General features: G+C 72.5%; 13 protein-coding genes and 2 pseudogenes. 12 read left to right on the forward strand and 3 right to left on the reverse strand.

Annotated elements, in window-relative coordinates; genetic code table 11:
• Nucleotides 1-3: 3 nt before the first annotated feature.
• On the reverse strand, nt 4-441 hold the full coding sequence (locus ACIQPQ_RS17165; RefSeq protein ID WP_383774793.1) for a cell division protein SepF: 438 nt from the start codon (nt 439-441) through the stop codon (nt 4-6).
• Between the two features lie 333 nt (nt 442-774).
• On the opposite strand from ACIQPQ_RS17165, the gene ACIQPQ_RS17170 reads away from it, so the two are divergent.
• On the forward strand, nt 775-1,965 hold the full coding sequence (locus tag ACIQPQ_RS17170) for a DUF5685 family protein (RefSeq protein WP_401304659.1): 1,191 nt from the start codon (nt 775-777) through the stop codon (nt 1,963-1,965).
• A 115-nt stretch (nt 1,966-2,080) separates the two neighbouring features.
• Here ACIQPQ_RS17170 and ACIQPQ_RS17175 read toward each other — a convergent pair whose 3' ends face one another.
• Entirely contained in the window at nt 2,081-3,052 is a 972-nt protein-coding gene (locus ACIQPQ_RS17175) for an ABC transporter substrate-binding protein (RefSeq protein WP_401304662.1), read from the reverse strand.
• Nucleotides 3,053-3,563: 511 nt separating this feature from the next.
• On the opposite strand from ACIQPQ_RS17175, the gene ACIQPQ_RS17180 reads away from it, so the two are divergent.
• The 8 genes and pseudogenes from ACIQPQ_RS17180 (at nt 3,564) to ACIQPQ_RS17215 (ending at nt 13,411) form a co-directional block, all read left to right on the forward strand.
• Complete coding sequence (locus tag ACIQPQ_RS17180; RefSeq protein WP_383774801.1) at nt 3,564-4,421, forward strand: amino acid ABC transporter permease; 858 nt, start codon at nt 3,564-3,566, stop codon at nt 4,419-4,421.
• Entirely contained in the window at nt 4,418-6,175 is a 1,758-nt protein-coding gene (locus tag ACIQPQ_RS17185) for an FAD/NAD(P)-binding protein (RefSeq protein ID WP_401304665.1), read from the forward strand. Before ACIQPQ_RS17180 ends, ACIQPQ_RS17185 begins: the two co-directional genes overlap by 4 nt.
• Nucleotides 6,176-6,229: 54 nt before the next feature.
• Nucleotides 6,230-6,991: an amino acid ABC transporter ATP-binding protein gene (locus ACIQPQ_RS17190; protein ID WP_401304667.1), complete on the forward strand. Its 762-nt coding sequence runs from the start codon at nt 6,230-6,232 to the stop codon at nt 6,989-6,991.
• 187 nt (nt 6,992-7,178) lie between these two features.
• A complete protein-coding gene (locus ACIQPQ_RS17195) occupies nt 7,179-8,420 on the forward strand; it encodes an LLM class flavin-dependent oxidoreductase (RefSeq protein WP_401305226.1) in 1,242 nt (413 codons plus the stop codon).
• A 98-nt stretch (nt 8,421-8,518) separates the two neighbouring features.
• Complete coding sequence (locus tag ACIQPQ_RS17200; RefSeq protein ID WP_401304669.1) at nt 8,519-9,991, forward strand: LLM class flavin-dependent oxidoreductase; 1,473 nt, start codon at nt 8,519-8,521, stop codon at nt 9,989-9,991.
• Nucleotides 9,988-10,766 (forward strand): annotated as a pseudogene (locus ACIQPQ_RS17205) (DUF1684 domain-containing protein). Before ACIQPQ_RS17200 ends, ACIQPQ_RS17205 begins: the two are co-directional and overlap by 4 nt.
• Before the next feature lie 215 nt (nt 10,767-10,981).
• Nucleotides 10,982-11,887: a S1 family peptidase gene (locus tag ACIQPQ_RS17210; RefSeq protein WP_401304672.1), complete on the forward strand. Its 906-nt coding sequence runs from the start codon at nt 10,982-10,984 to the stop codon at nt 11,885-11,887.
• A gap of 441 nt (nt 11,888-12,328) precedes the next feature.
• The gene (locus tag ACIQPQ_RS17215) at nt 12,329-13,411 is read left to right on the forward strand and encodes a S1 family peptidase (RefSeq protein WP_401304675.1); all 1,083 of its coding nucleotides are present in this window, start codon (nt 12,329-12,331) and stop codon (nt 13,409-13,411) included.
• 166 nt (nt 13,412-13,577) lie between these two features.
• Here the strand turns inward: ACIQPQ_RS17215 and ACIQPQ_RS17220 are convergent, their stop codons facing one another.
• Complete coding sequence (locus tag ACIQPQ_RS17220; RefSeq protein WP_401304678.1) at nt 13,578-14,699, reverse strand: DUF3533 domain-containing protein; 1,122 nt, start codon at nt 14,697-14,699, stop codon at nt 13,578-13,580.
• 109 nt (nt 14,700-14,808) lie between these two features.
• Here ACIQPQ_RS17220 and ACIQPQ_RS17225 point away from each other — a divergent pair, with 109 nt between their 5' ends.
• The 3 genes and pseudogenes from ACIQPQ_RS17225 (at nt 14,809) to ACIQPQ_RS17235 (ending at nt 19,496) form a co-directional block, all read left to right on the forward strand.
• A complete protein-coding gene (locus ACIQPQ_RS17225; RefSeq protein ID WP_401304681.1) occupies nt 14,809-15,204 on the forward strand; it encodes a VOC family protein in 396 nt (131 codons plus the stop codon).
• Nucleotides 15,205-15,577: 373 nt separating this feature from the next.
• Nucleotides 15,578-17,896, forward strand: a pseudogene (dnaE, locus tag ACIQPQ_RS17230) (DNA polymerase III subunit alpha); the annotation flags it as partial.
• A gap of 199 nt (nt 17,897-18,095) precedes the next feature.
• Nucleotides 18,096-19,496 carry a hypothetical protein gene (locus ACIQPQ_RS17235; RefSeq protein WP_401304684.1) on the forward strand — a complete coding sequence of 467 codons (1,401 nt, stop codon included), beginning with the start codon at nt 18,096-18,098 and terminating at the stop codon, nt 19,494-19,496.
• Nucleotides 19,497-19,836: the final 340 nt, after the last annotated feature.

Below are 19,836 nucleotides of genomic sequence, written 5' to 3' on the forward strand. Positions count from 1 at the left end.
GCCTCAGCTCTGGTTGAAGAAACCGTCCGCGCGGTGCGCGGCCGGGTCCCCGCTGACGATCTCGGTGTTGGCGGGGGTGAGCAGGAACACGCGGGTGGAGACCCGCTCGATGGAACCCCGCAGGCCGAAGATCAGCCCGGCCGCGAAGTCGACGACGCGCTTGGCGTCGGCGGCCTCCATCGCGGTGAGGTTCATGATGACGGGGACGCCCTCGCGGAACAGCTCGCCGATGTGGCGCGCGTCCCGGAAGCTGTCCGGGGTCACCGTGCCGATCCGGCGGCCCTTCTCCTGAGCCGTGTCGGTGGCGACCTTCACCCGCGGGTCGGTGACCCAGGCGTCCCCGGACTCGGGGCCCTCGGAGTAGTCGTCGTCGTAGTAGCGCTCGTCGTCGTTGTCGTCGACGAGGCCGAGCCAGGCACTTGCCTTGCGTACCGATCCCATGGACGCCTCCTCTCACAGCGGTCATTCTTGCTTTCCGCATTCCCCATGGTCGTCCATGATGCGGATGTCGCGCCAAGTGGATAGACGCCGCGCGGGGGGTTTGTGACGGTACTGGTGCACAGCCGATCCGTCGAGAGTCCATGTGCCCCAAGGGTCCTGGTGTACACCGCTGCTGACTGTGAGTGAAATATGATTCTTCACGGCGTACGGGTGAGGACCGGTGCGTACGGGTGAACCGGACGAGCCGTTCCTGTGACAATCGGTCGATACGATGCGGCAGCTCGGGGGCGGGCGAAGAGCCGCCCCACGACGTACGGATCACGGGGGATCGACATGTTCGGAATCGTCAGACCGTGCCGCCACCGCCTCGGTGAGGGCCTTCGGACGCAGTGGATGGCGCACCTGTGCGGGCTCTGCCTCGCGCTGCGCCGCGACCACGGGCAGCTGGCCCGCGTCGTCACCAACTACGACGGGCTGCTCGTCTCGGTCCTGACGGAGGCTCAGGCCGGGACCACCGACGCGGGCCGCCGTACCGCGGGGCCCTGCCCGCTGCGCGGGATGCGCACCGCGTCCGTCGCGCAGGGTGAGGGCGCCCGGCTCGCGGCGGCCGTCTCCCTGGTGCTCGCCGCGGCGAAGGTCCGTGACCATGTCGCCGACGGGGACGGGCTGCTCGCCCGCAGGCCGGTCGCGCTCGCCGCGCGCCGGGTCGCCACGAGCTGGGGGCGGGCCGGGGAACGCGGCGGGTCCGCCGTCGGGTTCGACACGGCGGTGCTGGTGGACGCCGTCGACCGGCAGATCGGTGTCGAGGCGCTCGCCGGGCCGGGCACACCGCTGCTGACGGTCACCGAGCCGACCGAGACGGCGACCGGCGCCGCCTTCGCGCACACCGCGCTGCTGGCGGGGCGGCCGGGCAACGCCGAGCCCCTGGCCGAGGCCGGGCGGCTCTTCGGGCGGCTCGCGCACCTGCTGGACGCGGTGGAGGACCGGGAGGCCGACGCCGCCTCCGGCGCCTGGAACCCGCTGACGGCCACCGGCACCTCGCTCACCGAGGCCCGTCGGCTCGCCGACGACGCGGTGCACGGGATACGTCTCGCCCTGCGCGACGCCGAGTTCGCCGACCCGAAGCTCGCCCACGTGCTGCTGGTGCACGAGCTGCGCACCTCCGTGGACCGGGCGTTCGGGACCGCCTCCTGCGGCCACCCCCACCCGGCGCCGGACACGGAGGGGGCGCGGGTCGAGCAGTACGGGCCGCCGCCCGGCAACCCGTTCGCGCCCGGCGGCCCGCCGCACACGCCGGGCCCGCCGCGCCGCGACCGGCGCGGACTGCTCGCCGGGTGCGCGGTGTGGACCGGACTCGCCTGCTCCTGCCAGATGTGCTGCGGCACCTACGAGGACCCCTGGACCCGTGAGCCCAAGGAGGGCCTCTGCCAGCGCTGCGACTGCGGTGACTGCTGCGACGGGTGCGACTGCTGCTCGAACTGCTGCGACGGGTGCTGCTGCGACGGGTGCGGGTGCGACTGCTAGCGACGCGCGCCGCGGGGGTGGGCCGGTGACGTGGGTGCGCCGGGGGCGCGGGTGAGGCGGCGGCGCGCCTCGGCCGGGGGCGGTGGTCGGGCCGCCACCCCCGGCACGGGCGTCGTCAGTCCTTGATCTCCTGCGGGGAGATCTCGGACTTGTCGATGGCGGAGCCGGTCGTGCCCCACTTCTTGAGGATCGTGGCGTAGGTGCCGTCGGCGATGAGCCGGTCGACGGCCGCCTGGAAGGCGGGGGCCAGCTTCGTGTCCTTCTTGAAGGCGAAGCCGACGTCGAGCCGGTGGAACTCGTTGAGGAACTTCAGGCCCTCCTGGTGAGCTACGCCGTAACGCAGGCCGTTGATCGTCGACATCACGACATCGCTGCGGCCCTGCTGCACGGAGGACCAGACGGCGCCCGGCTCGCTGTACGTCTGCACCTTGTACTCCTTCTTGCCGCCGTCGGAGCAGACGTGCTTGTTCTCCTCCAGCGTGGCCTCGAAGGTGGTGCCCGCGCCGGTGGCGATGTTCAGGCCGCAGAGCTGGACGAGGTCGGTGATCTTGTCCAGCTTGCTGTCCTTGCGGGTCGCGAAGCCCTGGCCGTCGTTGATGTACGTGACGAAGTCGATGGTCTTGAGCCGCTCGGCGGTGACGCCGAAGTTGCTGACGCCGAAGTCGTACTTGCCGCTGTCCAGGGCGGGCAGGATCGCCTCGAAGCTGGCCTTCTCCGTCTTCAGCTTCAGCCCGAGCTTCTTGGCCACGGCGTTGGTGAAGTCGAGGTCCTGGCCGACGAGCGTCTTGCCGTCCTCCAGGTAGTTGATGCCGGGCGGGGAGCCGCCGACCGCGAACGCGACGGTCAGCTCGGTCGTCCCCGACGGCAGCAGCTTCGCCGCGGCCTCGTCCTTCGTGACCGAGGACACCACGTCCTCGGTGGGTATCCCGTCGGCGCCGGCCGCGGCCTGTTTCGTGCCGCCGGAGCCGGAACCCGCCCCGGAATCACCGCCGTCGTCCGATCCGCAGGCGCTGAGCAGCAACGCGGCGGACGTGATCAGGGCGAAGGGGGTCAGAACACGGGCGCGTGAGCGCAGGGACGTACGCATCGTGTGCGGTCTCCAAAGGCGAAAGGGCAGGCAGAAGGGCAGGCGGAGGAGCAGCCGGAGGAGCAGGGGAAGCGGCGCGGAGAAGCGGAGGGAGCGGCGAGGAGAGAAGAGGGCAGCGCTGAGCGAGGGGCGCGCGGTGAGGGGTGGGCGCGGGTGAAGGCGGAGCTGGGGAAGGCGAACGCTCAGAAAGGCGCGCGGAGATCCGACGCGCGCGGTGGGGTCAGCTCAACAGGAACAGGACCACACGCGACCGAAGTCGATGTGGGAGCGGGTGACCAGCCACTGCTGCGGATGCATGGGCCAAGTGGAGCAGGTCTCCGGTTGGCCGTCAACTGACATGAGATGTACCGCTCACCATGTGGACGGCCTTGACAGCGAGGGGAAACGCCGCCGTACCCTCGACGGACGGCCCTGCTGAGGGGCTCGGCCGTACCGCGCCGCGCGGCGCACCGGTGTGAAGGCACCCAACCGTGTTCGACCTCGACCTTTCTCGACGTCACGGAGCCTTCGCATGTCTTCCGACACCCTCGCCAAAGCCGACACCCCACCGGGCATACCGGAGCAGGCCGACGCCTTGCGGATCGTCCCGCACCGCCGTCTCGGCCAGTGGACGGCCGCCGTCGCCGTCCTCGTCCTGCTCGGCCTCGCTGTCAACTCCGTGCTGCGCAACGACGCGTTCCAATGGGGCGTCGTCGCCGACTACTTCACCTCCGACGCCGTCCTGCGCGGCCTGTGGCTCACGCTCTGGCTGACGGCCGTCGTCATGGTCCTCGGCTTCGTGCTGGGCGCCCTGCTCGCCGCGGCCCGCCTGTCGGCCAACCCGGTGCTGCGCAGCGTCAGTTGGGGCTACGTCTGGCTGTTCAGGTCGATCCCGATCCTGGTGCAGCTGCTGCTCTGGTTCAACATCGGGGCGCTCTACCCGCAGGTCCTCGGCGTCAAGACGGTCAACCTGTTCACGCCGATCGCCGTCGCGATCATCGGCCTCACCCTCCACGAGGCCGCCTACGCCGCCGAGGTGGTCCGCGGCGGCATCCTCTCCGTCGACCGCGGCCAGGTCGAGGCCGCGCAGGCGCTCGGGCTGAGCCGGTGGCGCCGCTGGTGGCGGATCGTGCTGCCGCAGGCCATGCGCTCCATCGTGCCGCCGGCCGGGAACATGCTGATCGGCACCCTCAAGGGCACCTCCATCGTCAGCGTCATCGCCGTGCAGGACCTGCTGTTCTCCGTGCAGCTCGTCTACCACCGCACCTACCAGGTGATCCCGCTGCTGATGGTGGCCACCGTCTGGTACACCGTCGTCACCTCGCTGCTCGGCGTCGGCCAGTACTACGTCGAGAAGTACTACGCCCGCGGTTCGGAGCGCACCCGATGAGGCGCTCACTGGTGATCGTCGGGGCCGGGCCGCGGGGGACCGGTCTCGTCGAGCGGATCGCCGCCAACGCGCCCGAGCTGTACGACGGTTCGGGTCTCGACATCCATCTCGTGGACCCGCATCCGCCGGGCGCCGGACGCATCTGGCGCACCGCGCAGTCGCCGCTGCTGTGGATGAACTCGCACGCCGAGGACGTCACCATGTTCACCGACGAGACGGTGGACATGGCCGGACCCGTCCGCGAGGGCCCCACCCTGCACGAGTGGGCCGCCGTCGACGGCCGCACCTTCGCCGACCGGCAGCTCCAGGGCGCCTACCTGGGCTGGGTGCACGAGCAGGCGGTCGCCGCGCTGCCGCCGTCGGTCGCCGTCCACCACCACCCGCGCCGCGCGCTGCGCGTCGGCGGCTCGCCCGCGGGCCGCCAGCAGGTCTGGCTGGAGGGACGGCCCCGGCCGCTCCTCGCCGACCTCGTCGTCCTCGCCCTCGGTCACCTCGACGCCGAACTCGACGAACAGCAGGCCGCGTTGGCCTCGTACGCGCGCGAACACGACCTGGTCCACCTGCCGCCCGACTTCACCGCCGACACCGACCTGTCGGCGCTGCGGCCCGGTGAACCCGTCCTCGTCCGCGGCTTCGGCCTCGCCTTCGTCGATCTGATGGTCCTGCTCACCGAGGGCCGCGGCGGCCGCCACGACGGCGACACCTATGTCCCGTCCGGGCAGGAGCCGGTGCTGTACGTCGGCTCGCGGCGCGGCGTGCCGTACCACTCGAAGATCGGCTACGACTGGACCGGCGACCGGCCTCCGCTGCCCCGCTTCTTCGGGCCCGCCGAGACCGAGGCGCTGCTCGCCCGGCCCGACGGCTTCGACTTCCGGCGGGACGTGTGGCCGCTGGTCGAGAAGGAGCTGGGATTCGCCCACTACCACCGGCTGTTCACCGCTCACCCCGAGCGGACCGCCGTCGCCTGGGCCGACTTCGAGGAGAAGTACGCGGCGGCCGACGCCGGGCAGGAACGCGAGACGCTGGTGGCGTCCGCCGTGCCCGACCCGCGCGACCGCCTCGACCTCGACGCCCTCGACCGCCCGCTCACCGGCGTGCGCTACGACTCCTTCGACGCCCTCCAGGACGGCCTGCGGGCCTACGTCCAGAACGATCTGACGCGCCGTCACGACCCGCGGCACAGCCCCGACCTCGGGGTCTTCTTCGGACTCCTCTCCGTCTACGGGCAGTTGGTGCGGCTCGGCGACATCGGGAACTGGTGGCACGGCTTCTTCAGCTACCTCGCCTCCGGTCCGCCCGGACCCCGGCTGCGGCAACTCCTCGCCCTCTCCCGCGCGGGCGTGGTGCGGTTCGCGGGCGCCGACATGGACGTACGCGCCGAGGACGGGGTGTTCCGGGCGTCCAGCCCCAGCCTGCCCGGGTTCTCCGTGACCGCGCGGGCGCTGGTCGAGGCGCGGCTGCCCGAACCGACCGTACGGCGGGCCCGTGACCCGCTGCTGCGCGCCCTGCACGAGGACGGCGCCACCGACACCCCGGACGGGCTGCTGCGCGTGGACCGCGCCGACGGCCGGATCCTGGACCGGGACGGCCGCCCGCACCCGCGGCGGTTCGCGCTCGGACCGCACACCGACGGCCGGACGCCGGGCGCGTTCACCCGGCCGCGCACCGGCGGGCCCGCCTTCCGGCAGAACGACGCCACCGCGCGGGCCGTCCTGGTCTTCCTGCGCGACCTGGACTGTCCGGCCGTCGGCTGACCCCCGCGCCGCCCGTCCTCACCGAACTCCCCACCCTCCTAAGGAAGTCACGCCATGAGCGTCATGGTCGACATCAGGTCCGTCCACAAGAGCTTCGGCCCGCTGGAGGTCCTCAAGGGCATCGACCTGTCGGTACGCACCGGAGAGGTCACCGTCGTCCTCGGCCCCTCCGGCTCCGGCAAGTCGACGCTGCTGCGCACCATCAACCACCTGGAGAAGGTGGACCGGGGCGTGATCAGCGTGGACGGCGCGCTCATCGGCTACCGCCGTGCCGGGGACCGCCTGTACGAACTGCCCGAACGGGAGGTGCTGCGCCAGCGCACCCGGATCGGGTTCGTCTTCCAGAACTTCAACCTCTTCCCGCACCTCACGGTCCTCGACAACGTCGTCGAGGCCCCGATATCCGCGCTCAAGCGGCCCCGCCGGGAGGCCGAGGAGAACGCCCGGCGGCTGCTGGACCGGGTCGGCCTCGCCGACAAGGCCGCCGCCTACCCGAAGCACCTCTCCGGCGGGCAGCAGCAGCGCGTCGCCATCGCCCGCGCCCTCGCGCTGGAGCCGAAGCTGCTGCTGTTCGACGAGCCGACCTCCGCCCTCGACCCCGAACTGGTCGGTGAAGTCCTCGACGTCATCAAGGACTTGGCGCACCAGGGCACCACGATGATCGTCGTCACCCACGAGATCGGGTTCGCCCGCGAGGTCGCCGACACCGTCGTCTTCATGGACGAGGGCCGGATCGTCGAACAGGGCCCGCCCGCCGAGGTGCTGGAACGCCCGCGCGAGGAGCGCACGCGCCTCTTCCTCTCCAAGGTCCTGTGACCGGGCCCGGGTCGAGCCGCCGACGGGGGCGAGGGGCCCGCGGGCGCGACGGACGCGGGGCCCGCCTCGGGCCCGGCGGACACGAGGAACACGCCGGACACGGGCGAGGCGGCGGACACGACGGGCGCGGTGGCGGACACGACGGGCGCGGTGGGCGCCGGGGCGACAGGAGAAGGGGATGACCGCGATGACGTCATCAGCCGGGCGGGGCCTGCTGCACCTGGCCGCGGCCGTCGACCAGCCGGGGGCCTACGGGGCCGCCCCCTACGTCGAGTTGGCCCGGCTCGCCGAGCGCGGCGGGCTCGACTTCGTCACGCTCGACGACACCTTCGCCCGCCCCGGCCCCGACGCGCCCGCCGTCCTGTCCCGGGTCGCGCCCGCCACCCACCGGATCGGCCTGGTGCCCACCGTCACCACCACCCACACCGAGCCCTTCCACGTGCAGGCCGCCGTCGCCGCCCTCGACTGGGTCAGCCGGGGCCGGGCGGGCTGGCGCATCGACGTGTCCACCACCGAGGGCGAGGCCCGCCTCTTCGGCCGCCGGCACGCCGCCGCGCCGGACGCGCTCTGGCGGGAGGCCGGTGAGGTCGCGGACGTGGCCGCGCGGCTCTGGGACAGCTGGGAGGACGGGGCGGAGCGCCCGGCCGCGGGGCCGGGCCGGGCCACGGCCCCTTCCTTCACGGACCGCCCGTTCACGGACCGTTCGTTCGCGGCCGGCCACTCGTCCGCGGGTCATGTGCCCGCCCAACGCTCCGCCACCGAAGGCCCGTTCACCGAAGGCACGCCCGCCGAGGGGCAGTTCGGTGAAGCCCCGTTCGGTGAAGCCCCGTTCACGGACCCGGAGAAGCTGCACCACGTCGACTTCACCGGCACCTCCTTCTCGGTGCGCGGCCCCGCGACCGTGCCCCGGCCCCCGCAGGGGCATCCCGTACGGGTGGTCGACGCGACCGACGGGCCCGCCCGCGCCACCGCCGCCCGGTACGCCGACGTCGTCCTGATCCGGGTCGCCGACCCGGCACGGGCCCGGTCCGTGCGGGACGCGCTGCGCGCCGAGGCCGCGGAGGCGGGGCGCGACCCGCGCGCCCTGCGGGTCCTGGTGAGCCTGCTGATCGACCTCGGCGACGGCGAGCACGCCGCCGACCCCGGCCACGGCGGGGGCGGCCCCCGCGCCACCGCCCAGGGACCCCTCTACCGGGGCGGCCCCGTCGACCTCGCCGACCTCATCGCCACCTGGCACCGGGAGGGCGCCGCCGACGGCTTCCACCTCACCCCCCTCGAACCGCGCCGCGACCTCGAACGGCTGGTCAACGGCACGGTCGCGCTGCTCCAGCACCGCGGCCTGTTCCGCACCTTCTATCCCGGCAGCACCCTCCGGGAGCACCTGGGCCTCGGCCGGCCCGCCAACCGGTACGCGGAGGGCGCCCGGTGAGCCCCGGCCGGACCGCCGCCGAAGCCGACGGCGCGGCCGGAGCCGGGTCCGGGGCCGGGGCCGGTCGCGGGCGGAGACCGGGCGGCGGGCCACCGCCGATGCACCTCGCCGTGGCTCTCCCCGCGACCGGCGGCGGTGCCTCCCGGTCGGGCGCGCGCCCGGACGCCGCGGCGGACTTCGCCGCCCTGGCCCGGCTCGCCCGGACCGCCGAACGCGGCCTGTTCGACTTCGTCCTGCTCGACGAGGCGCTGCGGCTGCCCGAACACCGGGGGCGCGTCGACGGCCTGGCCGCGACCGGCCGGGCGCAGGCGCTCACCGTGCTGGGCGCGCTCGCCGCCGTCACCGAGCACGTCGGGCTGGCCGCCACGACCGACGCCGCCTTCCACGAACCCTACGAACTCGCCCGCAGACTCGCCACGTTGGACCATCTCAGCGGCGGACGCACGGCCTGGCACCTGGTGACCACCGCCGACGCGCGCACCGGGGACAACTTCCGGCGCGACGGCTCGTCCGACCCGGCCGCGCGGCAGCCGAGGGCCGCCGAACTGGTCGCGGCGGCCCGCCGGTTGTGGGACTCCTGGGGGCCCGACGGGTCCGCCCGGCCGTTCGTCCACCACGGCACGCACTTCGACATCGCGGGGGAGTTCACCCTGCCGCGCTCCCCGCAGGGGCATCCGGTGGTGATCCGCTCCGGGGACGGCGACGAGGACCGGGAGGCCGCGGCGGCCACCGCCGACGTCCTGCTCACCCGGCACGCTCCGCCCGAGGCCGCCCGCGCCCTCGCCGACGGCCTGCGGCGGCGCCTGGCCGCGCACGGCCGTGACCCCGCCGACCTGCGGATCATGCCGCGGATCACCGTCGTCCTCGGGGACACCGCCGCCGAGGCGCGGGAGCGGGCCGCCGCGTTCGCCCGGCGCCGGATCACCCCGCGGCGGGCGATCCGCGCGCTGGAACGGCTGTGGGGCGCCGACCTCTCGGCGTACGACCCGGACGGTCCGCTGCCCGAGACCGACCCGCGCCCCGGCCAACCACCCGGCCCGGACGGCGCCGCGCAGCGCGCCGACGCCGTCGCCCGCGCCGAGAAGTGGCGGGCGCTGTCGAAGGAGAAGGGCCTGTCGATCCGGCAGACGGTGATCGAGGCGCGCGGCCGGCCCTCGTTCGCCGGCACCCCCGACGCGGTCGCCGCCCAACTGGAGGCGTACGTACGGCAGGACGCCGCCGACGGCTTCACCCTCCTGCCCGATCCCGTCCCCGTCCCCTTCCTCGGTGCCGGTCCCGGCCCCGGTCACGACGGCGGAACGGCCGACGGCTACGGCGGACTCGACGAGTTCGTCGACCGGGTGGTGCCCCTGCTCCAGGAACGCGGCCTGTTCCGCGAGGCCTACACGGGCGCCACCCTGCGTTCCCACCTCGGCCTCCCGGCCCCGGCCGACCCGCCGGGGAAGCCCACCCGCACGACAGATCCCGCGCGCACGACAGATCCTGCCCGCGCGACAAGTCCCGCCCGCACGGCGGGGTCCGTACGCAGGGCGGGGTCCGTACGCACGGCACGAAAGGAACAGCACCCGTGACGGACGAGGCCGACCGCTGGAAGCAGTGGCACGAGGAGCGGAAGCAGGCGGTGGCGGAGCCCTACGGGCCGCCGGCGCTCACCGGCACGCACTGGACCGAGGACTTTCCGGACGGTCGACTTCCGGACATCCCGGGGGTCTGGGTGGCCGAAGATCACGGGGTGGCGCTCACCGCGGCCGGGCCCGACGGCCTGACCCTGGACGGCGAGCCCTTCAGCGGCACCGTCCGGCTCGGCGCCGACACCGGCCCGGTCGCCGCCTCCCGCGTCGCGCTCGGCGCCCGCCGTCTGGTCGTCCTGGAGCGCGAAGGGGTCTGGGGCGTACGGCACTTCGACCCGGACGCCGAGGCCAGACACCGTTTCCGCGGCATCACCGCCACCCCCTACGACCCCCGCTGGCCGGTCCCCGGACGCTTCACCCCCTACGCCGAGGACCGCACCGTACGGGTGCCCCACGCCGACGGGCGCGAGCGCGGCCTCGGGCTCGGCGGGGAGCCGGCGTTCACCCTCGACGGACAGGAGCACACACTCCGGGTGAGCGTGCGGGGCGACGGCTCGCTCTGGGCGGTCTTCGCGGACGCCACCAGCGGAAACAGCAGTTTCCGATTCCGGTTCCTGCACCCCGCCGCGCCCGACGCCGAAGGACGGACGACGGTGGACCTCAACCGGGCCGTGCTGCAGCCCTGCGCGTTCGCCGACGCCTTCCTCCGCCCCTTCCCGCCCCGGGGAACACGCTGGTCAGCGCGGTCGAGGCGGGGGAGCGGGCGCTGGTCTGAGCCGGACGCCGAACGGGTCGGCACGTAAAAGTCGTTCAAAGCTTGACGGCCGAAAGGTGCCCTTGCGGCGACGGTCCGTCCGGCCGAATACTCCCCCCACAGCGCTTGTCAGGGCCACGGCACGTTCGCAATCCGAACCCGCCGTGGCCTTCGACTGCGCCTCACGGGCCCCGACCCCACGCGGGCCCCCGAATTCCCCTGGGAGGGAACGAAACGTGAGGATCAAGCGCACCACCCCCACCGGCCGCATCACGAGACGCACCCGGCTGATCGCCGTCTCCACCGGTCTCGTCGCGGCCGCCGCCATCGCAGTCCCCCACGCGAGCGCGGCCGACTCCACCCCCTTCAGCGCCGCCGAACTCAAGAGCGCCAGCGGCTCGGTGCTCAAGGCCGACGTCCCGGGCACCGCCTGGACCGTCGACGCCAAGACCAACCGGGTCGTGGTCACCGCCGACAGCACGGTGTCCCAGGCCGAGATCGCCAAGATCAAGGAACAGGCCGGCGGCAACGCCGACGCGCTGACGATCAAGCGCACCGAGGGGAAGTTCCAGAAGTACATCCAGGGCGGCGACGCGATCTACGCGACCAGCTGGCGCTGCTCCCTCGGCTTCAACGTCCGTGACAGCGCGGGCAACTACTACTTCCTGACGGCCGGTCACTGCACCGACGGCGCGGGCACCTGGTACTCCAACTCCGGCCGCACCACGGTGCTCGGCCCGACGGCGGGCTCCAGCTTCCCGACCAACGACTACGGCATCGTCCGGTACAGCAACACCTCGATCGCCAAGGCCGGTACGGCCGGTGGCGTCGACATCACCCGCGCGGCCAACCCGACCGTGGGCACCACCGTCTACCGCGACGGCTCGACCACCGGCACCCACAGCGGCCGGGTCACCGCCCTCAACGCGACCGTCAACTACGGCGGCGGCGACATCGTCTACGGCATGATCCAGACCAACGTCTGTGCCGAGCCCGGCGACTCCGGCGGCTCGCTCTACGGCAGCAACGGCGTGGCCTACGGCCTGACCTCCGGCGGCAGCGGCAACTGCACCTCCGGCGGCACGACGTTCTTCCAGCCCGTGGTGGAAGCGCTCAACGCGTACGGCGTCAGCGTGTTCTGACGCACCGTCCGCACCAGAGGGTGCCCGGGGCGGACGCGTCCCGGGTGCCCGGCACCCGCGCCTGAGCCCCCGTACGCCCGTCGGCGTACGGGGGCTCCGCTGTGCCCGGAGTGCCCGTGCGAGTCTCTCTCCAGAGGGTCCCGGCGCCTCTCGGCGGCTCCGGAACTCATCCGAACCCGCGGCCGCAGCTGTCCCCTCCGGCCTCAACTGTCGCTCCTTCAAGCAGCGTTACCGATAAGTAGCATTTGCACTGTGCATGCGAACGCGAAGGTCGGGAGTGGTGAAGGGGCAGGGGGCGTGCGGTGGCAACCGTGTGCGCGTCCTGGAAGCGACCTTGTGTGCGCCCTGTGAGGTTGAGAAGAGTGGTCGCTCGTCAACCACCCTTCCCGGCCCGGTCGGTCCCCACAACCGTTCGGGCCATCCCCCCACCGGAGGAACGAGTTGAAGCACCGACGCATACCCAGGCGACGGATCGCGCTGACCGGAGCGGGTGTCGCCGCTCTCGTCGCGGCGGGAGTCAGCTTCCAGACCGCGAACGCCAGCGAAGCCGCGAACACCGCTGAGCCGAAGACCCTTTCGGCCCTCGCGGCGGGCGAGCTGGCCTCGACGCTCGGCGCCGACCTCGGCGCCGACGCGGCCGGCACCTACTACGACGCGAAGAGCAAGACCCTCGTCGTGAACGTGGTGGACCAGTCGGCGGCGAAGACCGTCGAGGCGGCCGGCGCGCGGGCCAGACTGGTCGGGAACACCCTCGCCGAGCTGAAGAGCGCCCGCTCCACGCTCAGCAGCAAGGCCGCCGTCCCGGGCACCGCCTGGGTGACCGACCCGACCACCAACAAGATCGTCGTCACCGCAGACCGCACGGTGTCCGACGCCGAGTGGGCCAAGCTCACCAAGGTCGTCGAGGGACTCGGCGACACCGCCGAACTCCAGCGCACCAAGGGGGAGTACAAGCCCTTCGTCGCGGGCGGTGACGCCATCACCGGCGGCAGCGGCCGCTGCTCCCTCGGCTTCAACGTGGTCAAGGGCGGGGAGCCGTACTTCCTGACCGCCGGTCACTGCACGGAGTCCATCTCCAGCTGGTCGGACTCCTCGGGCACCCAGATCGGCACCAACGAGGTGTCGAGCTTCCCCGACAACGACTACGGCCTCGTCAAGTACACCGCCGAGGTGGACCACCCGAGCGAGGTGAACCTCTACGACGGTTCCTCACAGGCGATCTCGGGCGCCGCCGAGGCCACCGTGGGCATGCAGGTCACCCGCAGCGGCTCGACGACCCAGGTGCACTCCGGCACGGTCACCGGCCTGGACGCCACCGTCAACTACGGCAACGGCGACATCGTCAACGGCCTCATCCAGACCGACGTCTGCGCCGAGCCCGGCGACAGCGGCGGCTCGCTCTTCTCGGGCAGCAGCGCGGTGGGCCTCACCTCCGGCGGCAGCGGCGACTGCACCTCGGGCGGGGAGACCTTCTTCCAGCCCGTGACGGAGGCCCTGTCGGCCACCGGCACCGAGATCGGCTGACCGCCGGTCCACTGACCGGCCGGTCCTCTGACCAGCCGATCCACTGACCGACTGATCACCCGGCCGGACCCGAACCATCGGTGAAGTCCCGCCCCGCGCGCGAGGGGCGGGACTTTCCCGTGCGTACGGGCCACTGCGGGCCGGGAGTTGCTGTGAGGCCGTACGGTCACGCCGGACCCGGCTCCGCCCCGCGCCCCGGACCCGGCTCCGCCCCGCTCCCAGGCCCCGCCCCCGCCGGACCCGCTCCCGCCCCCTGCTCCCCGCGCCGTCGGTGCCAGGTGGCCGCGAGCAGGGTGACCGCCACGCCGCCCACCGCCCAGGCGGAGAGGACGAGGAGGGCCGTGGTGGTGTCGTTGCCGTCGAAGTAGGCGATCGAGCGGGCGACCCAGGTGCCCGCGCCCGGCGGCAGGGCCGGACCGATGGCCTGCCAGAACGGGGGCAGCATCGGGGCCGGGAAGGCGCCGCCCGCGCTCGGGTTGCCCGCGATGACCACGAGCAGGATGGTCAGGCCGATGCCGATGACCCCGAACAGCCCTTGGAGGGCGAGGGTCAGCGCGCCGACCGCGAAGATGGTCAGCGCCCCCAGCCCCCACAGGGCGGCCACCCCGCCGGGCAGGGCGTCCAGGACCGGCCCCACGATCAGCGCGCCGCCGAGCCCGCCGACCACGGCGACCGCCACCATCACCGCCAGCCGGATCAGCGCGCGGCGCGGGTTCGCGGGCCGGGCCCCCGCGCTGATGGCGAGGATCGAGGCGCACAGATATCCGCCCACGCACCAGCCGACGACCAGGTAGAACGAGGTCAGCCCGTTGAAGTCCCCGTCGGCGGCGGGCACCACGTCGACGATCCGCAGGGTCCGCCCCTGCTCCTCCTCCAGGGTGGTGACCAGCCGCCCCAGCACGGTCGCGAGGGCCGCGCCGCCACCGGTGGCGACCAGCAGGGTGTCGGCCGTGCCCGCCGGGTCGACGAGCAGCGCGCCGTCGATCTTCCGGTCCAGGATCTGCCGCTGGGCCGACGCCTCGTCGGCCACCGTGCGCGGGTCGAGCGGTGAACCGGGCAGCCCGTCCAGCCGCTCCACGGTCTGCTCGGCGGCCGCCTGCTGGGGCGCGACGACCCCGAAGGGCACGTCCTTGGGCTTCGGGTCGTGCAGGGCCCCGACGTAGGAGGCGATGAAGAGCAGCTGGAGCGCGAGCACGCCGATCACCAGCAGGGTGGCACGCGGGGTGACCGCGTCCCTGGCCTCGGCGAGGAAGGAACGGCCGGACGGGTCGGCGGCGGTCTGTGTCATGCCCCCACGGTCCGGGCCGCGGGCGGTTCCCGCAGGCAGGAGGGGCCCGAACGGATGCCGTACGCGCGTTCGGGTGAACGGGGCCGTGCCCCGGTCCTAAGATCCGCGCATGATCGCCGACCTTCAATGCGTGGTGCTGGACTGCCCCGATCCGGGGGAACTCGCCCGGTTCTACCGTGCGGTCCTCGGGGGCACCGTCGACCGGCCCGACCGGCGCTGGTCCCTCGACGACGACTGGTCCACGCTGCACACCCCCAACGGTCTCGTCCTCGCCTTCCAGCGCGTCGCCGACCACCGCCCCCCGCGCTGGCCCGACCCCGCCGCACCCCAGCAGTTCCACCTCGACTTCGGGGTCCCCGACCTGGACCGCGCTCAGGAGCAGGTCCTGGCCGCGGGGGCGACCGTACTGGACGACGGCACGGGCCGGGCCGGGGACACCGCCGAAGCGGGCTGGCGGGTCTACGCCGATCCGGCTGGGCATCCGTTTTGTCTGGTTCGGCACTGAGGCAGGCCGGGGTCCATCGAGTCGGCGGGGCCGGGGTTGAGCCGCGGGGCCGGGGCTGAGACGCGGGGCGGGGGCCCGCTGGACCGCTGATGAGTCCGGGCTCCGGGTTGTTCCCCCGGCCGTTCACCCGGCATGCCCCCGGCCGCTTCCCGTGGCGGGTCCGCCCGCCCGTGGCGGGAAAACGTCCCCTCCGGCAAGCGGTTGCCGAGAGCGTCCGGACGGTCGCGGGGAGGAGTGTTTGCCCAGGTGGGAAGGGCTCGGAGGGGTGTCGTACGTGTGTTCGATACTTGGTCTATGGTGGAGGTGGGGAAATTAAGACAGGTGTTCGATGGCGGGAAGAGTCGCTGACGGCTCACGAGTGCGGGAGGTGCGCGTGCCGGGATTCACGCACCTCCGTACCGTCTCCGGGTTCTCCCTGCGGTACGGCGCCTCCCACCCCGAGCGGCTGGCCGAGCAGGCCGCCGAGCGGGGCATGGACGCCCTCGCCTTGACCGACCGCGACACCCTCGCCGGTACGGTCCGCTTCGCCAAGGCCTGCGCCGCCGCGGGCGTACGGCCGCTCTTCGGGGTGGACCTCGCGGTGGCCGCCCCGGCGCCCGGCCCCCGGGAACGCCGCCGCACCCCGGTGCGCGGAGGTGTCTTCGTCGATGAATCGACACCCCGCGTCACCTTCCTCGCCCGCGACGGCGCCCGGGGCTGGGCCGAGCTGTGCCGCCTGGTCACCGCCGCCCACGCCGACGTCCGCACCACGGAGGGGCCACCGCTGCTCGCCCGAGCGGAGCTGGGCGCGGCCGCCCAGGACGGGCTGACCGTCCTGCTCGGCCCCGCCTCCGACGTCGGGCGCGCCCTCGCCGCGGGCCGCCCCGACCGCGCGGCCCGGCTCCTGGCCCCCTGGCGGGAGGTGTACGGCGACGCCCTGCGCCTGGAGGCCGTCTGGCACGGCCGGTCCGGCACCGGCGAGGGGTCCCTGCGACTGGCCGCCCGCACCGTCGGGTTCGCCGCCGAGCAGCACGTCCGCCCGGTGCTCAGCAACGGCGTCCGCTACGCCGACCCCGGTCAGGGCCCGGTCGTCGACGTCCTGGACGCCGCCCGCCGTCTGGTCCCCGTCGATCCGGCGAAAGGGCTGGACTCGGGGGAGGCGTGGCTGAAGGGCCCGGACGCCATGCTGCGGGCCGCCGAGCGGATCGTGGAGGCCGCGGGCTTCCGGCGCGAGACCGCCCACCGGCTGCTGGAGCACACCCGCGCCACCGCGGACGCCTGTCTGGTCGACCCCGAGGACGACCTCGGCATCGGCACCGTCCGCTTCCCCGAGGCGCGCCTCGTGGGCGCGGGCCGCCGCACCGCCCAGCGGGCGCTGGCCTCCCGCGCGACGGCGGGCATGCTGCGCCGGGGGTACGCCGGACGGCGGCCCTACTGGGAACGGATGCACCACGAGCTGGACGTCATCGCCCACCACGGCTACGCCTCCTACTTCCTGACGGTCGCTCAGGTCGTGGACGACGTGCGGGAGATGGGCATCCGGGTCGCCGCCCGCGGGTCCGGCGCGGGCTCGCTCGTCAACCACCTCCTCGGCATCGCGCACGCCGACCCCGTCGAGCACGGGCTCCTGATGGAACGCTTCCTGTCCAAGGAGCGGGTGGTGCTGCCCGACATCGACATCGACGTGGAGTCCGCGCGCCGCCTGGAGGTCTACCGCGCGATCATCGGCCGGTTCGGCGCCGAACGGGTGGCGACGGTCGCCATGCCCGAGACCTACCGGGTCCGGCACGCGATCCGGGACGTCGGCGCGGCCCTCTCCCTGGACCCCGCCGACATCGACCGCCTCGCCAAGTCCTTCCCGCACATCCGCGCCCGCGACGCCCGCACCGCCATGGCCGAACTTCCCGAACTCCGCGAGCTGGAGCGGGAGAAGGAGCGGTACGGCAGGCTGTGGGAGCTGGTCGAGGCCCTCGACGCCCTGCCGCGCGGGGTCGCCATGCACCCCTGCGGGGTCCTCCTCTCCGACGCCTCCCTCCTCTCCCGTACGCCGGTGGTGCCGACCAGCGGCGAGGGGCTGCCGATGGCCCAGTTCGACAAGGAGGACGTGGAGGACCTCGGTCTGCTCAAGCTGGACGTGCTCGGGGTGCGGATGCAGTCCGCGATGGCGCACGCGGTCGCGGAGGTGGAACGGGCGACGGGGGAGCGGATCGACCTCGACGCCGTACCGGAGGGCGACCCGGCGACGTACGACCTCATCCGGTCCACCGAGACGCTCGGCTGCTTCCAGATCGAGTCGCCGGGCCAGCGGGACCTGGTCGGGCGGCTGCTGCCGGCCACCTTCCACGACCTGGTCGTGGACATCTCGCTGTTCCGGCCCGGCCCGGTCGCCGCCGACATGGTCCGGCCGTTCATCGAGGCCCGGCACGGGCGGGCGCCGGTCCGCTATCCGCATCCCGCGCTGGAGGAACCGCTGAAGGGGACGTACGGCGTCGTCGTCTTCCACGAGCAGATCATCGACATCGTCGCGATCATGACCGGCTGCGGGCGCGGGGAGGCGGACCGGGTGCGCCGCGGACTGTCCGACCCGGAGTCGCAAGGCCGGATCAAGGTGTGGTTCGCGCAGCGCGCGGCGGCCCTGGGGCACTCTGAAGAAACGATTCAGCGCACATGGGAGATCGTCGAGGCCTTCGGCTCGTACGGCTTCTCCAAGGCCTTCTTGGGGCACTTCAGATCTGTCTCAGCGGCTGCCGCGTAACTCTTTCGGGTGACTGCGGTGCGGGTTGCCTCCCTGCTTCTCTACTGCTCATGGATGTCGCAGGGGAGGAGCAGGCATGCACTTATTTGCAGTTGACTCGGAGGTGGCCCGAGCTCACTTAGACAGCCCGCTGTTGTCTGGTGAGGAGGCAGCAGCGTTGCTCGAGTACCGCGCGATCTCGGATGGCACGCCGGTCTTCCTGGACGACGAGACGATGATGCCGGTGGAACCCCTCTGTTCCTGGGGCCGCGGACTGTCCTATGCGGATCTGGCTGAGGGCACGCTCAAGGAGTACGGCCGCATCTTGGCTCGCTTCGCTCTTCATCAAGAGAAGCGTGCCGGGGACGTGGTGGCAGCCACCGAATCGGATGTCGTGTCCTACAAGCGGTTCCGGACCGAGGAGCAGCGCAGGCCGGTCGGTGTATCGGCTTGGTCGAAGGAATCGGGGCTGCTCGATCAGTTCTTCGGGTTTCTGGTCGAGCGCGGGTATCTGGCTCGTCGACCAGTCCGGGTGGCTTCCAGAGGGCGTAACGCGCTCACTCCGCGGCTTCGGCGAACCATGGACATCCGGCACCTGACGTTCGATCAGTTCAGGTACTTCCGCGACGTCGGACTCGGCGGCCAGCACCCTGACTCCCGGGTCAATCGTTCATTCCGGGGCAGCGCTCCGCATCGAGGACGGGCTGCGGCTGATCTCGCTCTGGGAACAGGGATGCGCTGGCAGGAGTGGGCCACTCTACTGCTGCCGGAACTGGGGTTGGGGCTGGGCCGCCCCGGGGAGGCCTGCGAGTTCACGGTCCAGGCCTGCGCGAAGTACGGCAAAGCGCGCACGATCTATGTCCCCGAGGATTCCATCGACACGGTGGAGACCTATTGCCTGTTGGAGCGTCCCGAACTGGCCCAACGGTCAGCGGCGAACCTTGGTCGGCGCAAGCGGGACATGTTTGTGGTGTCACGGGTCGAGCCCGAGTCCGGCGTCCTGCGCGGTGAACTGGACGGTGTGAAGCGCGAGTTCACGATGGCTGCGATGCCGCCGAAGCTGCGGCGGATCACCGTGAAGGAAGGGGAATTCGGCCTGGAGGCGCTCACGGTGTTCATCTGCCGAGGCGGTCTGATGCCAGGGGCGGATTCCTGGAAGCGCTACCGGCACGCCGCCTGGCGGAGAATGGTGGAGTTGGCGGACGAGACGACACCGCGCTTGCCGGCGAAGTGGTGGCGCTGGCATGACCTGCGGCATACATACGCCCTCCAGTTGTTGAGCTATCTGGAGCGACAGTTGGACGGGTACGAGGCGGAATATGAGGCTCGTGCCCGACGGCACCGCGCCTACCTCACGGGCCATATTCGCTACAACCCGTTGCTGATCGTCAGCCGCCGTCTGGGGCACTCCAACCCGCAAACCACTTATGCCTACCTCGAGTACACGGACGACCTGGTGCACGAGTTCGAGGAGGCCTTCGGTGGTTGGCTGGGGGAAGCGGGTGAGGAGGCTACCTATGCGCAGATCGCAGCGCACGCCTTCAAGGTGGATCGCCCCGCGTTGAACGGGGGCTTGTGATGGCCCCGCGCCGCTACAGCGAAGAGGTGCTACGGCAGGCTCTTGATTCCCCCGGACCTGCGGGGCGCCTGGGCTTGCGGGTCGTGAGTTGCATAACAGAGCACGGTCGTGAGGGGCTTCACTTTGTCGCCCCAGGGGAATATCGCTGCTCGCGGTTGGTTGCCCAACTGGCAGATGAATGGGTCGAGTACGTTGCAGCGACCAAGATATCTCGTGGACCTGTGGCGACTTACAGCCGTGCGATTGATCGGTTGGGAAAGTTCGTGGATGCCACGCCGGAAACATCTGCCCCTGTGGAGTCACTCTCGTTGGAGAGCGAAAGTATGGTCCGGCTGTTGGT

This window comes from Streptomyces sp. NPDC091281 (assembly GCF_044757425.1).
Classification (GTDB): Bacteria; Actinomycetota; Actinomycetes; order Streptomycetales; family Streptomycetaceae; genus Streptomyces.